Source organism: Pseudomonas sp. SG20052 (genome assembly GCF_031766055.1).
Classification (GTDB): domain Bacteria; phylum Pseudomonadota; class Gammaproteobacteria; order Pseudomonadales; family Pseudomonadaceae; genus Aquipseudomonas; species Aquipseudomonas mandelii.
On sequence record NZ_CP134498.1, the window covers coordinates 1,289,014 to 1,303,561 of the forward strand.

The 14,548-nt window shown below is 58.9% G+C and carries 13 protein-coding genes; 4 read left to right on the forward strand and 9 right to left on the reverse strand.

Annotated elements, in window-relative coordinates:
• Window positions 1-291: 291 nt before the first annotated feature.
• Window positions 292-477, forward strand: coding sequence for a hypothetical protein (locus tag RHP74_RS05725; protein ID WP_010462962.1), 186 nt, complete (start codon window positions 292-294; stop codon window positions 475-477).
• A 58-nt stretch (window positions 478-535) separates the two neighbouring features.
• On the opposite strand, the gene RHP74_RS05730 is transcribed toward RHP74_RS05725, so the two are convergent.
• The gene (locus RHP74_RS05730) at window positions 536-1,045 is read right to left on the reverse strand and encodes a Bro-N domain-containing protein (protein ID WP_311098275.1); all 510 of its coding nucleotides are present in this window, start codon (window positions 1,043-1,045) and stop codon (window positions 536-538) included.
• Between the two features lie 441 nt (window positions 1,046-1,486).
• Between RHP74_RS05730 and RHP74_RS05735 the strand changes: the two genes are divergently transcribed.
• Entirely contained in the window at window positions 1,487-2,737 is a 1,251-nt protein-coding gene (locus RHP74_RS05735; protein ID WP_010462958.1) for an ATP/GTP-binding protein, read from the forward strand.
• 2 nt (window positions 2,738-2,739) lie between these two features.
• A complete protein-coding gene (locus RHP74_RS05740) occupies window positions 2,740-3,366 on the forward strand; it encodes an RloB family protein (RefSeq protein WP_102593533.1) in 627 nt (208 codons plus the stop codon).
• A 50-nt stretch (window positions 3,367-3,416) separates the two neighbouring features.
• Here RHP74_RS05740 and RHP74_RS05745 read toward each other — a convergent pair whose 3' ends face one another.
• The 8 genes from RHP74_RS05745 to RHP74_RS05780 form a co-directional block, all read right to left on the reverse strand.
• On the reverse strand, window positions 3,417-4,901 hold the full coding sequence (locus tag RHP74_RS05745; RefSeq protein WP_311098279.1) for an amino acid permease: 1,485 nt from the start codon (window positions 4,899-4,901) through the stop codon (window positions 3,417-3,419).
• A gap of 228 nt (window positions 4,902-5,129) precedes the next feature.
• On the reverse strand, window positions 5,130-6,554 hold the full coding sequence (locus RHP74_RS05750; RefSeq protein ID WP_311098281.1) for a gamma-aminobutyraldehyde dehydrogenase: 1,425 nt from the start codon (window positions 6,552-6,554) through the stop codon (window positions 5,130-5,132).
• A 178-nt stretch (window positions 6,555-6,732) separates the two neighbouring features.
• Window positions 6,733-7,557 carry an ABC transporter permease gene (locus RHP74_RS05755; protein ID WP_042932340.1) on the reverse strand — a complete coding sequence of 275 codons (825 nt, stop codon included), beginning with the start codon at window positions 7,555-7,557 and terminating at the stop codon, window positions 6,733-6,735.
• Complete coding sequence (locus RHP74_RS05760) at window positions 7,547-8,494, reverse strand: ABC transporter permease (protein WP_077748299.1); 948 nt, start codon at window positions 8,492-8,494, stop codon at window positions 7,547-7,549. The genes RHP74_RS05755 and RHP74_RS05760 overlap by 11 nt, the downstream gene beginning before the upstream one ends.
• 1 nt (window position 8,495) lies before the next feature.
• Window positions 8,496-9,533 carry an ABC transporter ATP-binding protein gene (locus RHP74_RS05765; RefSeq protein ID WP_311098285.1) on the reverse strand — a complete coding sequence of 346 codons (1,038 nt, stop codon included), beginning with the start codon at window positions 9,531-9,533 and terminating at the stop codon, window positions 8,496-8,498.
• A 235-nt stretch (window positions 9,534-9,768) separates the two neighbouring features.
• Entirely contained in the window at window positions 9,769-10,920 is a 1,152-nt protein-coding gene (ydcS, locus tag RHP74_RS05770) for a putative ABC transporter substrate-binding protein YdcS (RefSeq protein WP_311098287.1), read from the reverse strand.
• 82 nt (window positions 10,921-11,002) lie between these two features.
• Window positions 11,003-12,490 (reverse strand): gamma-aminobutyraldehyde dehydrogenase, encoded by a 1,488-nt coding sequence (locus RHP74_RS05775; RefSeq protein ID WP_077748302.1) that lies wholly within the window; start codon window positions 12,488-12,490, stop codon window positions 11,003-11,005.
• A 99-nt stretch (window positions 12,491-12,589) separates the two neighbouring features.
• Window positions 12,590-13,504 (reverse strand): LysR family transcriptional regulator, encoded by a 915-nt coding sequence (locus RHP74_RS05780; RefSeq protein WP_010462940.1) that lies wholly within the window; start codon window positions 13,502-13,504, stop codon window positions 12,590-12,592.
• Between the two features lie 176 nt (window positions 13,505-13,680).
• Here RHP74_RS05780 and RHP74_RS05785 point away from each other — a divergent pair, with 176 nt between their 5' ends.
• On the forward strand, window positions 13,681-14,403 hold the full coding sequence (locus RHP74_RS05785) for a tellurite resistance TerB family protein (protein WP_010462938.1): 723 nt from the start codon (window positions 13,681-13,683) through the stop codon (window positions 14,401-14,403).
• The last annotated feature ends 145 nt before the right edge of the window (window positions 14,404-14,548 follow it).

Here is a 14,548-nt window from a genome sequence, read left to right on the forward strand (position 1 = left end):
ACAGATAACAAATAGCTTAAACCGTTCGGTTGCAGAGAAAAAATGATTGGTAGCACTTTGATGATGCGGCAATGAAACAAGACATGTCGGTGAATTTTTCCGACAGCACTTTCTGATTTATAGGGCATTTCTGCTTTTTTTGACTAATTACTCTAAAAACCGCTTTTCAGCGCCGGGAATGTTCCTATCCTGTGTTCATGACCGGTTTCTGCCCTTCAGGCCGGCGGCTAATAAAAGGATAGGGCGATGCGGTTTTTGAAGTTTTCTCGGGCTTATAGAAGGACATCGTCCATGACGAAAGTACAAGGCATCACAGAAATGTTGGGAATCTTCCCTTGCCTGGCCACCGGGCGGCGAAGGCATCGCCTCAGTTCGGACGAAATGAAGCTGCTGGAGCGGTATCGCGAGCTGTCGGAAAACGACCGGATTGCGATGCGGTATCTGGTGGATGCGATGCGGAGTGTTTCGCGGTTTTGAGCGCTAAGCCAAGGGGCGGACTGTAAAGTCTGCCCCTTTTTCATTTTTCACCCTGCCTTCAACTGCAAGTGCCCACGATCGTGAACGGTCGCTGTGCCTGCATCAGATCCGGCATGTCGCGCCACTTGATCCAGGCTTGATGCTGCCAGTGCAGCAGCGGCACCGAGATGCCTGCCCACTGCAACGAACTCAGGCTTGGAATGTTATCCACAGCCGCTCTCGACTCACGCAGCGTCGGGATGACTTCGTTGCTTAGCCACTGACGCAGGTTTCGGTTTTCCGGGATGAAATGGTGGACTAGCAATGCATACATTCCCGATTCGCTGACCATCAACGATTCGACGGTTTTGCCATCCTTCAGCAACCAGACGTATCGGCGTTGATCGGGATCGAGTTTCAGGGTGAGACGTTGGTCCAGCGGACGGCCCATCAAGCGACCGAGGTCCTGGACGCAGAACCAGGCTTGGTTGTCCTGCATGAAGGCGTGGAGGAAGCGGTTGTGGCGGGTGAAGATGGCAGGGATGAAATGAGGATGGGTTTCAGACGGTTTTAGCGTGTGCTTGAGCATTTTTCGACTCCATGTTGAAAAGGGAGCCGCCACTAATCCTTCGACAGATTATGGGTGGCGGACCGTGCGGCGTTCGAAGTCGGGACATTCTCGATCAACATGCAAGCCAAGAGGCCCGCGCCACACGGCCCACCATAAAGCAAAACTGAAAGGCAAAAAATTGCCCCAGTTCATATGGGGGCGCGGATGCGCCATGTTGATGATTTACCGGCTTCGACACCGGGTCGCTGATGTGGCAGCGACGAGGTAAAGCCTATCGTTCGGGCGCTCGCGGCGCCAAGTCTACTCTGGCGCCGCGCGTTGTAGGAATTGGAGTCTTCACCGGAAGGCTTGATCTGTAGGAATTTCCTGTTTTTGCCTGAAGTGCGCTGAAGCAGCATCGTCGCCCTGGTTTTTCCTATAGTTTTTTCCGCTTTCAGGAACGAACTGCAGGTTTGCTACATGTTGATCGAATTTTCAGTTTCCAATTACCGCTCCTTCCGTGACAAGCAAACCCTGTCCATGGCAGCAACGCCGCGCCTGAGCAAAAAGCGCAACCTTTTCAAGTCGCCGGTGAATGGAGAAAAACTGCCGGACTTACTGAAGATCGCTGCGATATACGGGCCGAACGCGTCGGGTAAATCGTCGCTGATCCGGGCGATGGGAATTATGGGAAGCTTGCTCGCTGCGCCTCCGACCTCAAATGAGGAATCGCTACCGGTTTCCCCGTTTCGTTTTGACCCGCAGCTTAACGACGAGCCAAGTTGTTTCGAATACAACTTTATTCAAGGCTCACTCCGCTATCGGTTTTTACTGCGAATGACGGCGCAGCGAATCATCGAGGAACACCTCGTCTCTTATCCGAAAGGAAAGGAGACGCTGTTATACCAGCGTTGTTTGGGGGAGGAGGGTGAGCAGTACGTGTTTGGCTCAAGCCTTGAGGGAGGAAAAGAGGTTCACAATGCCTGGCGGCGTTTGACCAGCCCGAAGATGTTGTTCATTGCACAGGCCGTCGCGAACAGCAGCGAAGAGCTGACGCAGTTGCGAGAGCCTTTTAGCTGGTTTCAATCCGGGCTTCTCGTCATCGAGCAGAACAACATGATGGGGTTGTCGGCAGCCTCCATCCGGTTTCTTCAGATGGCATCGGACTACACGTGCAACTTGAGAGACTTTCTACTAGAGGTAGATATTCCAGTCTCGGACATTCAGCTCAATTCTGATGCAGACGCTGCTCCAGCCAGCAGAAAACTCACGCTCAAAGAATTCTTCGCCGCGGCGCGAAAAGACAAAGTGACCCTGACGCACACGAGTCATCTTGGAGATGCGGAGTTTGATTTTTCAGAAGAGTCTGGTGGCACAAAAAACCTGATTGGATTCTGGTTGCCCTGGTTCATGATCAATCACACAGACGGGAGCGGGATACTGGCCGTCGATGAGTTGGACAGCAGCCTTCATCCAGCAATAGTGGCTGATCTGATTGGAAAACATCTGGACAGCGGGCAGAACACCCAGCTGATTTTCACGACTCACGACACGCATCTAATGGATACCCAAACGCTGCGGCGCGATCAATTCTGGATCACCGAGCGTGATGCCAACGGCGCAACCTGTCTTTTTTCCGTTCACGATTTTGATGGGCGCGAGGGAGAAGACGTCGAGAAGCGGTACTTCGAAGGCCGTTACCGTGGTTTGCCGTTGATCAGGCGGAGGTGACCATGGTGCGCACGACACGCTTATTTGATCGAAAGAAATCACGGTTCAAACCGCAACCCAAGGTGCTGATCCTTTGTGAGGACAGTCAGTCAGGTAAGCGATATCTGGAGGATGCGGCCTTTCACTTTCGTGCCAATGCTCAGGTTGAAGTTGCCCATTGCGGCGTGACTCATCCTAGCGGGATTGTCGAAAGAGCAATTGCACGGCAAAGAAACTTCGATAAGGTTTTTTGTGCCTTGGACCGTGACACTCACCTTTGCTTCGACCGTGCGGTCGACTTGGCAAAACCGCATCCCAAGATAAAAGTGATAGCGTCTTTTCCCTGTTTCGAGTTTTGGTTGCTACTGCACTTTGGCTACAACAGAAAGCCATTCGCTGCTGCAGGTGGAAAATCCCCTGGCGAACTTGTTACCAAGAGTCTTAGGGGCCAACCTCTGATGGAGAATTATGAGAAGGGTAAAAATGTCAGTCATTTTGATCTGTTGAAGGGAGAGCCTTTCAATACAGCGAGGGTACTTGCTCCTCGAATTCTTCTCGATGCTGTTAACAGCGGTGAGCTCAATCCAAGTACTGAAATCCATCTGTTGATGGATGAGTTTGAAGTCCTTTCCGCGCCTCAATCGATCTAACTTCGTAACAACTCGCCCCGGTGCCACAACCAGCCCCGGGGCGAAATCAATTACCGACTAACCTTCCACGCATCCCCCGCTGGCGCAGTCCCGTGGTCATACGGCTTGGCCAACCACATGTACAACAACCCCAACCCAATAACGATCGCTGTACTCAACACCATCGCATAGTTGATGTACCACGCCGCATCCGGTGTGCGCGGCCAGGCCATGTTGATGATCGCGCCGACACCGTAAACCAGCGCGCCGACGTTCACCGCCCAACCCCAACCGCCGAGGGTGAATTTGCCGCTTGGTTTCCAGCCTTTCAGGCGTGCGTATAGCGCGGCGAGGACGATCATCTGGAACGCCAGGTAGATGCCGATTGCGGCGAAACTGACGATGGTTGCCACCGCATCTTGCAGGAAGAAGCCGAGGATGATGATCAGGGCCGGCAGGACGCCGGACACGAACAGCGCAGCCACAGGCACTTGGGTCGTAGGAGAAATCTTCTTCAGCAGGGAACTGCCAATGATCATTTCATCTCGGGCGTAGGAGTACAGCAGACGACTCGCCGCCGCTTGCAGGCTGATGACGCAGGAGATGAAGGAAATCATCACCACGCCCATGACCACTTTCGAGCCGACCGGGCCGAAGGCGTTGTTGAGGATGGTGGTGACCGGGTCTTTGTCGGTGCCGTTGATTACCGCTTGCATGTCCGGCACGGCGAGGATCAGCGCCAGGCAGGCGAACATCGCCGCGATGCCGCCGATGTAGATGGTCATGCGCATGGCCACCGGAATCTGCTTGCTTGGGTTCGGGGTTTCTTCGGCCACGTCGCCGCAGGCCTCGAAGCCGTAGTACAGGAACATCCCCGCCAGCGAGGCGGTGAGGAAGGCCGGCAGGTACGAGCCGTCAATGCTGATATCGAAGGTGTTGAACAACACGCTGATCGACTGGTGACGCTCGAAGATCAGCAGGTAGACGCCAACGATCACTGCGCCGACCAGCTCGCAAAGGAAGCCGAACATGGCGATCCGCGCCAGCATTTTGGTGCCGCTGAGGTTGACCAGGGTGGCGAACAGCGTCAGGAACAGCGCGATGACGATGTTGGTGTTATTGCTCGGTTCAAAGCCCATCATTGCGGCCAGGTACGGACCGGCACCGACGGCAACGGCAGCGATGGTCACGCACAGGGCGATGGAGTAGATCCAGCCGACCATCCACGCCCAGCGCTTGCCCACCAAGCGACGAGCCCAGGGGTACACGCCGCCGGAAATCGGGAACTGCGAGACCACTTCACCGAAGATCAGGCACACCAGCAACTGGCCGCAACCGACCAGTAAATAAGCCCAGAACATCGGCGGTCCACCGGCGGCCAGGCACAGGCCGAAGAGGGTATAAACCCCGACGACCGGGGAGAGGTAAGTGAAGCCCAGGGCGAAGTTTTCCCACAGGCTCATGCTGCGGTTGAAGTTCGAGGTGTAACCCAGCTTGCGTAGCTGCTCGGCGTCGCTGTCGGCAACGGCTACAGAGAGTTCGGGTGATGCGCTCATGGTGTGTCAGCTCCGGAAAATCGGCAGATTTCGGATGTCCGAAACCGTGGCGGGGCCTTGGAGGCGCTGCCCGGATCGGTGGTTATTGTTTTGGTTTTCTGGCGTTGAACCCTGGTGGTGCGTGGTGCCGGTTTCTACCTTGAAACCGAGGTGATGCCTTCGCGGGCAAGCCTCGCTCCTACAGGTACTGCGGCGAACCTGTAGGAGCGAGGCGTGCCCGCGAAGCTTTTAATGCTTGAACATCACATGCCGCACTACGGTGTAATCCTCCAGCCCATACATGGACATGTCCTTCCCGTAGCCAGACAGTTTCTGACCGCCATGGGGCATTTCGCTGATCAGCATGAAGTGCGTATTCACCCAGGTGCAGCCGTATTGCAAGCGGGCAGACAAGCGATGCGCGCGACCGACGTCAGAGGTCCAGACCGACGATGCCAGGCCGTAGTCCGAATCGTTTGCCCAACCCAGCACCTGCGCTTCATCGGTGAATTTGGTCACCGACACCACGGGCCCGAACACTTCGCGACGGACGATTTCGTCGTCCTGTTGAGCGTCCGCAAGCACCGTCGGCTCGAAGAAGAAACCATTCCCCTCCACAGACTTGCCACCGGTGACCAGGCGGATATGCGGTTGCGCCACGGCACGTTCGACAAAGCCGGCCACGCGGTCACGGTGCTGCGCAGTGATCAGCGGCCCCAGCTCGGTCGACGGGTCATCCTGCAACCCGTACTTGATGCTGCTGACCGCTTCGCCAAGCTTCTCGACGAATTTGTCGTAGATGCCTTCCTGCGCGTAGATGCGGCAAGCTGCGGTGCAATCCTGGCCAGCGTTGTAGAAACCGAAGGTGCGAATGCCTTCCACGGCGGCGTCGATGTCGGCGTCGTCGAAGATGATCACCGGGGCCTTGCCGCCCAGTTCCATGTGCATGCGTTTGACGCTGTCGGCGGTGCTGGAAATGATGTTCGATCCGGTGGCGATCGAGCCGGTCAGCGAGACCATGCGCACTTTCGGGTGCGTGACCAATGGGCTGCCAACGGTAGGACCACGGCCGAAGACGAGGTTGAGCACGCCGGCCGGGAAGATTTCCGACGCCAGTTCCGCCAGACGCAGCGCGGTCAGCGGGGTTTGTTCTGACGGCTTGAGCACCACGGTATTACCGGCGGCGAGGGCCGGGGCGATTTTCCAGGCGACCATCATCAGCGGGTAGTTCCACGGCGCGATGGAGGCGATCACGCCAACCGGGTCGCGGCGGATCATCGAGGTGTGGCCGGGCAAGTACTCGCCACCCGCCGAACCGCTCATGCATCGGCTGGCGCCGGCGAAGAAACGGAACACGTCAGCAATCGCCGGGATCTCATCGTTCAGCGCAGCGCTGTAGGGTTTGCCGCAGTTGTCCGACTCCAGCTTGGCCAGCTCTTCGCCGTGGGCTTCGATGGCGTCGGCGAGTTTGAGCAGCAGCAGCGAGCGTTCCTTCGGCGTGGTTTGCGACCAGCTTTCGAAGGCGCTGTCGGCGGCTTGTACGGCGGCATTGACCTGGGCTTCGCTGGCTTCGTTGATTTCCACCAGCACACGGCCGAGGGCCGGGTTGAACACCGGTTGGGCGGGGCCGTCGCCGTCGATCAGTTGGCCGTTGATCAAGAGTTTGGTTTGCATGGCATTGTCCTCTTCAAACTATTGTTTTTCTCTGAAGGAACCGGTTCAAACTGTGGGAGCGAGCCTGCTCGCGAATGCGGTTTAACATTCAACATTGATGTTGGCTGACACACCGCTTTCGCGAGCAGGCTCGCTCCCACATTCGATTCGGTTACGACAGGGAGTAATCGTTATTCGGTTATTTCCCGCCGCTACCCGCCACGCTCTCACCGCCCCGGGTCAGGTAATAAGCACCGAGAATCGGCAGCATGGTCACCATCATCACCAGCATCGCGACAACGTTGGTCACTGGCACGTCCCGTGGGCGGCTGAGCTGGTTGAGCAGCCACAGCGGCAGGGTGCGTTCATGGCCGGCGGTGAAGGTGGTGACGATGATTTCGTCGAACGACAGCGCAAACGCGAGCATGCCGCCGGCCAGCAACGCCGAGCCAAGGTTCGGCAGGACGATGTAACGGAAGGTCTGCCAACCGTCGGCGCCGAGGTCCATCGACGCTTCAATCAAACTGTGCGAAGTGCGGCGCAAACGGGCGATGACGTTGTTGTAGACGATCACCACGCAGAAGGTCGCGTGGCCGACGATGATGGTGAACATCCCCGGTTCGATCCCCAGTGTCTTGAAGGTCGCCAGCAACGCGATCCCGGTGATGATCCCGGGCAACGCAATCGGCAGGATCAGCATCAACGAGATGCCTTGCTTGCCGAAGAAATCCCGCCGGTACAACGCCGCCGACGCGAGGGTGCCGAGGACCATCGCAATCAGTGTCGCGATGGCGGCGATTTCGGCCGACAACTTGATCGCTTCCAGTACATCGGGCCGAGAAAACGCCACGCTGAACCAATGCAGGGTGAAGCCCTTGGGTGGAAAGCTGAACGCCGCTTCTTCGGTGTTGAAGGCGTAAAGGAAGATGATCAGGATCGGAAAGTGCAGGAACACCAACCCGCCCCAGGCTGCGATTTTTAATCCGATAGAAGCCTGCCCCTGTGATGAAGAGTCAGAGTGCATCGAAGGCCCCCAGTCGTTTGACGATAGTCAGGTAAATGGCGATTAACACAATCGGCACCAATGTGAAGGCCGCGGCCATCGGCATGTTGCCGATTGCGCCCTGCTGCGCGTAAACCATGCTGCCCACAAAGTAACCCGGCGGGCCCACCAGCTGCGGCACGATGAAGTCGCCCAGGGTCAGCGAAAAGGTGAAGATCGAACCAGCTGCGATGCCTGGAATCGACAGCGGCAGAATCACCTGCATGAAGGTCTGGCGTGGCTTGGCACCCAGGTCTGCAGACGCTTGCAACAGCGACGGCGGCAGGCGTTCCAGCGAAGCCTGGATTGGCAGGATCATGAACGGCAGCCAGATGTAGACGAACACCATGAAACGGCCCAGGTGCGAGGTCGATAAAGTGCTGCCGCCTACGCCGGGAATGCCCAGCACGAATTGCAACACCGGCTCCAGCCCCAGGTGTTGAACGAACCACTGCGCGACGCCGCCCTTGGCCAGCAGCAAGGTCCAGGCATACGCCTTGACGATGTAACTGGCCCACATCGGCAGCATCACCGCGATGTAGAAAAACGCCTTGGTTTTGCCAGTGGTGTAACGCGCCATGTAATAGGCAATCGGGAACGCGACGATCGCGCTGGCGAGCGACACGGCGACGGCCATGCTCAGCGTGCGCAGGATGATGTCGAAGTTCGACGGCTGGAACAGCGCTGCGAAGTTCGCCAGGGTCAGGTCGGGGGTGACCGCCATGGTGAAGTCATCGAAGGTGTAGAAGCCTTGCCACAGCAGTACCAGCAGCGAGCCGAGATAAATTGCACCGAACCACAGCAGCGGCGGCACCAGCAGCAGCGACAGGTAAAAATTCGGTCGGCGATACAGCAGGTTGGAAAACCTGCGCAACGGCGAACCGCCGGCCGGGGTTTGAGGGATAGCCACGCTGGTCATCTCACACCCCACCGACAACGTTGTCGTGCAGCGGGACCATTGCCTCGCGCGCCCAGCGTGCGCGGATGCGTTGCCCGGTCTGGTGCTGGGCGCTGACGTCCAGCCACTGCACGTTGGCCTGGCTGATGTTCAGGGTCTGGCCGTTTTCCAGTTTCAGTTCATAGCGCGTGGCGCTGCCCTGGTACTGAATGTCGTGGAGCAAGCCGCTGACTTCAATCTCGTGGCTGGCCAGCGGGCCTTCGGCAAAACGCACGTGTTCCGGGCGAATCGAAAACGGCTGTGGATTGCCACTCAATTGCTGGGCCAGATCGCCGCGAATCACGTTGGACGTGCCGACGAATTCCGCGACGAACGTGGTGGCCGGTTTCATGTACAGGTTGCGCGGGGTGTCGACCTGCTCGATGCGTCCTTTGTTGAACACTGCCACACGGTCGGACATCGACAGCGCTTCAGTCTGGTCGTGGGTGACGAAGATAAAGGTGATGCCGAGCTGGCGTTGCAGCTTCTTCAACTCGCTCTGCATCTGTTCGCGCAGCTTCAGATCGAGAGCGCCCAACGGCTCGTCGAGCAGCAGCACGCGAGGGCGATTGACCAGGGCGCGGGCCAGGGCCACACGCTGGCGCTGGCCGCCGGACAGTTGCACCGGTTTGCGCTCGCCGTAACCGCCGAGGGCAACCATGTCGAGGGCTTCTTCGGCGCGTTTCTGCCGTTCGGCTTTACCGACGCCTTTGACTTTCAAGCCATAGGCGACGTTGTCGAGCACGTTCATGTGCGGGAACAGCGCGTAATCCTGAAACACCGTGTTGACGTCACGCTCATACGGAGGCAGCCCGGCGGCTTCCTCGCCATGAATTCGGATAGAGCCAGCGCTCGGTTGTTCGAAACCGGCGATCAGGCGCAAACAGGTGGTTTTGCCCGAGCCGGAAGGGCCCAGCATGGAGAAGAACTCGCCGTCCTGGATATCGATGGAAACCCGGTCAACGGCCTTCACTTCGCCGAACTGACGGGAAACGTTGGTGAACTGGACTGCAAGCGTCATGGTGCGGTGCTCCAAAAAGGCGAGGGCCGTCACAGCGGCCCTGCCTGGACTTCTGAAAAATCTGAATCAACTTTCTGGTTGGAAAACTTATTGTGGCGAGGGAGCTTGCTCCCGCTGGAGTGCGCAGCACTCCCAAAAGGACTGATGCGGTCTCTCTGATTGACCGCATTAACTGGTTTTGGGGCAGCTTCGCCACCCAGCGGGAGCAAGCTCCCTCGCCACAGGGGCCGGTGGGTTAGCGGCCGCCCATAATCGCGATGTAGTCCTGGGTCCAGCGGCTGTAAGGCACGAACTTGCCCCCTTCAGCCTGCGGGGTTTTCCAGAAGGCGATTTTCTCGAACTGGTCGAAGCCGTTGGTCTTGCAGCCTTCGGCACCCAGCAATTCACTGCCGGTACAGGCCGCTGGCACCGCTGGCAACGAACCGAACCAGGCCGCCACATCACCCTGGACTTTCGGTTGCAGTGACCAGTCCATCCATTTGTAAGCGCAGTTCGGGTGCTTGGCTTCGGCGTGCAACATCGTGGTGTCGGCCCAACCGGTGGCGCCTTCTTTCGGGATGGTCGAGGCGATCGGTTGTTTCTCGTTGATCAGGCCGTTGACCTGATACGGCCAGGCGCTGGACGCGACCACGCCTTCGTTTTTGAAGTCACTCATCTGCACGGTGGTGTCGTGCCAGTAGCGATGGATCAACGGCTGCTGGGCGCGCAACAGATCGAGAACTGCCTTGTACTGGGTTTCGGTGAGTTGGTACGGGTCCTTGATGCCCAGTTCCGGCTTGGTGGTTTTCAGGTACAGCGCCGCGTCGGCGATGTAGATCGGGCCGTCGTAAGCCTGCACGCGGCCCTTGTTCGGTTTGCCGTCCGGCAGGTTCTGCGCATCGAACACCACGCCCCAGCTGGTCGGCGCAGTTTTGAATACGTTGGTGTTGTACATCAGCACGTTCGGGCCCCACTGATACGGGGTGCCGTAGGTCTGCTTGTTGACCACGTACCACGGCGCATCTTTGAGGCGTGGGTCGAGGCTTTTCCAGTTCGCAATCAACGCGGTGTTGATCGGCTGCACACGCTTGCCGACGATCAACCGCAACGAGGCATCGCCTGACGCCGTCACCAGGTCATAACCGCCCTTGGCCATCAGGCTGACCATTTCATCGGAAGTCGCCGCAGTCTTCACATTGACCTTGCAGCCGGTTTCCTTCTCGAAACCGGTCACCCAGTCGTAGGCCTTGTCGCTTTCGCCACGTTCGATGTAGCCGGGCCACGCCACGATATCCAGCTGGCCTTCGCCGGCACCGACGGCTTTCAGCGGTTCGGCGGCCTGGAGACTGGCGCTGGCCAGCAGCGCCGTGGTGATTGCACTGAGCAGTGCGGTCTTGTGCACGAACATGGGGATTCCCTCTTCTTTAATTATGGTCGGGGCAGTTGTGAACGTGGTGAAGCATGCCGTTAGCGGCTTGTTATTAGCGTAGTCAGAGATGCTGTCCGTGGCGCGCCATGATGTGCCGCACCACGCTGTAGTCCTGAAGCGAATCGCTGGATAAGTCTTTGCCATACCCGGACCGCTTGAGGCCGCCGTGGGGCATTTCGCTGACCAGCATGAAATGGCTGTTGATCCAGGTGCAGCCGTACTGCAACCGCGCCGCGACCTGCATGGCCTTGTCGAGGTTCTGCGTCCAGACCGAGGAGGCGAGGCCGTATTCCGAATCGTTGGCCCAGTCCACGGCTTGTTCGAGCTGATCGAAACGGGTCACGGTGACCACCGGCCCGAATACTTCGCGCTGGACGATCTCGTCGCTCTGCTTGCAACCGGCCAGCAGCGTCGGCTGGTAATAGAAGCCGGCACCGGAATGCACCGCCGCGCCGGTCACCCGCTCGATGTGCGGCTGGCCGAGGGCGCGCTCGACGAAACTGGCCACGCGGTCGCGCTGGCGGGTGCTGATCAGCGGGCCGATTTCGTTGTCGGCGTCGCGTTTACCGGCAAAGCGCAGGCTGCTGACCGCCGCGCCGAGTTCCGCCACCAGGCGGTCGTGAATCCCGGCCTGTGCATAAATCCGGCAAGCCGCGGTGCAATCCTGCCCCGCGTTGTAATAACCGTAAGTGCGCACGCCTTCGACCACGGCTTGAATGTCGGCATCGTTGCAGACGATCACCGGCGCTTTGCCGCCGAGCTCAAGGTGCGTGCGTTTCAACGTCTTGGCGGCGGCCTGGAGGATTTTCTGCCCGGTGACGATATCGCCGGTCAGCGACACCATGCGCACTTTGGGATGGCTGACCAAGTGGCTGCCGACGCCTTCACCGCCGCCGCAGACGATGTTGATCACGCCGCGTGGAAGGATCTCGGCCAGCGCCGGCGCCAGGGCCAGAATCGACAGCGGCGTGTGTTCGGACGGTTTGAACACCAGCGTATTGCCGGCGGCGAGGGCCGGGGCGATTTTCCACGCGGCCATCATGATCGGGTAGTTCCACGGCGCAATCGAGGCGACCACGCCAATCGGATCGCGCCGGACCATGCTGGTGTAGCCCGGCAGGTATTCGCCGCTGAGCTGGCCGGTCTGGCAACGCACGGCACCGGCAAAAAAACGGAACACATCGACCGTCGCGCTCAAGTCGTCCTGACGGGCCAGGTGCAACGGCTTGCCGCAATTCAGCGATTCGAGTCGGGCGAGGAGGTCGGCTTGTTTTTCGATGGCGTTGGCGATGTCCAGCAACAGGTTCGAGCGTTGCTGCGGTGTGGTCCGCGACCAGCCGGCGAAGGCGCGGTGGGCGGCAAGGATGGCGGCTTCGACTTGCTCGGTGCTGGCTTCGGCGATGTGGGTCAGCACTTCCCCGGTGGCGGGGTTGAGGATCGGCTCGACAAAACCCTGACCCGCGACCAATTCGCCATCGATCAACAACGCGGTGAACAACGGGGTCTGCGCGCCAGCCATTTTTCGGGTTCTCTTTTCTTGTGTGGCCATGGTGCTCCCAGTGACTGGGCCCGGCCGTCTTATTGATGGAGCAAGACTAGTGCGCGGGCCCGAGGTCGACAAATTCTAAATACTGAAGGTGGCGTTCGATTAAATAGATGGCTTGCGCCCGCCGTGGGGTTGTTCGCGGGCCACGGTCAAAAACGGGTCTACCAACGCCGGACGCGCCGTGCCACGACGCCATGCCAAGCCGACGTCGAGGGTCTGGCTCAGATCGGCAATCGGGCGGGCTTCGATGATGTCGCCCTCCAGTGACCAGGGTCGGTAGGTCATGTCGGGCTGGATCGATACACCCAGGCCTGCGGCCACCAGGCTCCGAACGGCTTCCGTCGACGCGGTTTTCAAGGTGATGCGCGGTTGCAGCCCGGCACCACTCCACATGCGGTGGGCGTTGCGGTCCATTTCGTCGACGTTGAGCTGAATCAGCGGCTCGCGGGCTACATCGGCAAGGTTGATGCTGTCGTGTTCCAGCAACGGATGCTGGGCCGGCAACCACAACCGGTGGGGCGAATGAGTCAGCACTTCAGTCTGCAAGGCATGGCGGTCTTCGAGGTTGGACAGGATCAGCACGCCGACATCGATCTCACCGCTGACCAGCAAATGTTCGATGTATGGGCGTTCGTCCTCCATCACCCGGATTTCGACGTTGGGATAGGCGCGCTGGAAACGGGTGAGCAAATCCGCAAGGTAATAACCGGCCACCAGGCTGGTCACGCCAATGATCAGCTGCCCGGCGACCTGATCGGTGCTTTGTTGCAGGCTGCGTTTGGCGTTGTCCACCGTGGCCAGAATCAGGTGCGCCTGGCGCAGGAATTGGTGGCCCTGATGGGTCAGGCTCATGCCCTTGGCGTGTCGGTTGAACAGGCCGACGCCAATCTCCTCTTCCAGTTGCTGGATCGCCAGGGTCAAGGTCGATTGGGAAATGAACGCGGTTTGCGCGGCGGCGGAGATCGATCCGGTCTCGGCCACGGCGATGAAGTGACGGATCTGACGCAAGGTCATCATGGGGAGTTACCCGGTGGGCGGTTTTTATAGATTCGCTTGAGTGTATATCGCTTTAATCGATGGCCCGTTTTTTTCAGGCAACATCCAGAAGCACTCTCGTCCCCGGTCGCCGGGCACTTTCGTTCTAGGCTGGTGGCCTTATGTGTCCGGTTAACCCCTTTCGTGGAGGCGGCAAAATGAATACGCGTGGATTGCTCGATCAACTACTCAAGTCCGGTCAGGACCTGATGAAGAACAAGGCCGGCGCAAATCAAAACAAGTCATCCAGCGGTGGATTGGGCGGATTGCTCGGTGGCAGCGGTGGTTCGGGCGGCCTCGGCGGTTTGCTCTCCGGCGCGGGCGGTGGTGCCTTGGCGGCTGGTGCCATGGGCCTGTTGCTCGGCAGCAAAAAGGCCCGCAATGTCGGCGGCAAAGTCGCCATCTACGGTGGTCTCGCGGCGCTCGGCGTGATTGCCTACAAGGCTTACGGCAACTGGCAGGCCCAGCAGGGCACCGCGCCGAAGACCGAGCCGCAGACGCTCGACCGCCTGCCACCTGCGCAGGTTGAGTTGCACAGCCAGGCGATTCTCAAGGCATTGGTGGCTGCGGCCAAAGCCGATGGCCACGTTGATGATCGCGAGCGTGCATTGATCGAAGGCGAATTCACCAAGCTCGACAACGATCAGGAATTGCAGCAGTGGCTGCATGCCGAACTCAGCAAGCCGCTCGACCCGACGGAAGTCGCCCGCGCGGCCAGCACGCCGGAAATGGCGGCTGAGATGTACATCGCCAGCGTGATGCTGGTGGATGAGGAGAGCTTCATGGAGAAGTCCTACCTGGATGAACTGGCACGGCAGTTGAAGCTGGAGCCGGGATTGAAGGCGGAGCTGGAAAAGCAGGTGCGGCAGGCTTCCCTTTAATTGCGCAGTCAGGTCAGTTAAACCGTGTCATCGTTTTTCGCGAGCAGGCTCGCTCCCATAAGGGACCGCGTTCGATTGATCAACCCGGTCAATGGAGCGAGCCTGCTTGCGAAGGCGTTTGCTTCTCTCATCCCGTGATCCATTC

What these genes read in the sequence shown, in the direction of transcription:
- ydcS (WP_311098287.1), bottom strand. Translation starts at nt 10,920, where the DNA reads ATGTTCGTGCACAAGACCGCACTGCTCAGTGCAATCACCACGGCGCTG.
- RHP74_RS05740 (WP_102593533.1), top strand. Translation starts at nt 2,740, where the DNA reads ATGGTGCGCACGACACGCTTATTTGATCGAAAGAAATCACGGTTCAAA.
- RHP74_RS05755 (WP_042932340.1), bottom strand. Translation starts at nt 7,557, where the DNA reads ATGCACTCTGACTCTTCATCACAGGGGCAGGCTTCTATCGGATTAAAA.
- RHP74_RS05780 (WP_010462940.1), bottom strand. Translation starts at nt 13,504, where the DNA reads ATGATGACCTTGCGTCAGATCCGTCACTTCATCGCCGTGGCCGAGACC.
- RHP74_RS05735 (WP_010462958.1), top strand. Translation starts at nt 1,487, where the DNA reads ATGTTGATCGAATTTTCAGTTTCCAATTACCGCTCCTTCCGTGACAAG.
- RHP74_RS05725 (WP_010462962.1), top strand. Translation starts at nt 292, where the DNA reads ATGACGAAAGTACAAGGCATCACAGAAATGTTGGGAATCTTCCCTTGC.
- RHP74_RS05775 (WP_077748302.1), bottom strand. Translation starts at nt 12,490, where the DNA reads ATGGCCACACAAGAAAAGAGAACCCGAAAAATGGCTGGCGCGCAGACC.
- RHP74_RS05730 (WP_311098275.1), bottom strand. Translation starts at nt 1,045, where the DNA reads ATGCTCAAGCACACGCTAAAACCGTCTGAAACCCATCCTCATTTCATC.
- RHP74_RS05760 (WP_077748299.1), bottom strand. Translation starts at nt 8,494, where the DNA reads ATGACCAGCGTGGCTATCCCTCAAACCCCGGCCGGCGGTTCGCCGTTG.
- RHP74_RS05750 (WP_311098281.1), bottom strand. Translation starts at nt 6,554, where the DNA reads ATGCAAACCAAACTCTTGATCAACGGCCAACTGATCGACGGCGACGGC.
- RHP74_RS05765 (WP_311098285.1), bottom strand. Translation starts at nt 9,533, where the DNA reads ATGACGCTTGCAGTCCAGTTCACCAACGTTTCCCGTCAGTTCGGCGAA.
- RHP74_RS05785 (WP_010462938.1), top strand. Translation starts at nt 13,681, where the DNA reads ATGAATACGCGTGGATTGCTCGATCAACTACTCAAGTCCGGTCAGGAC.
- RHP74_RS05745 (WP_311098279.1), bottom strand. Translation starts at nt 4,901, where the DNA reads ATGAGCGCATCACCCGAACTCTCTGTAGCCGTTGCCGACAGCGACGCC.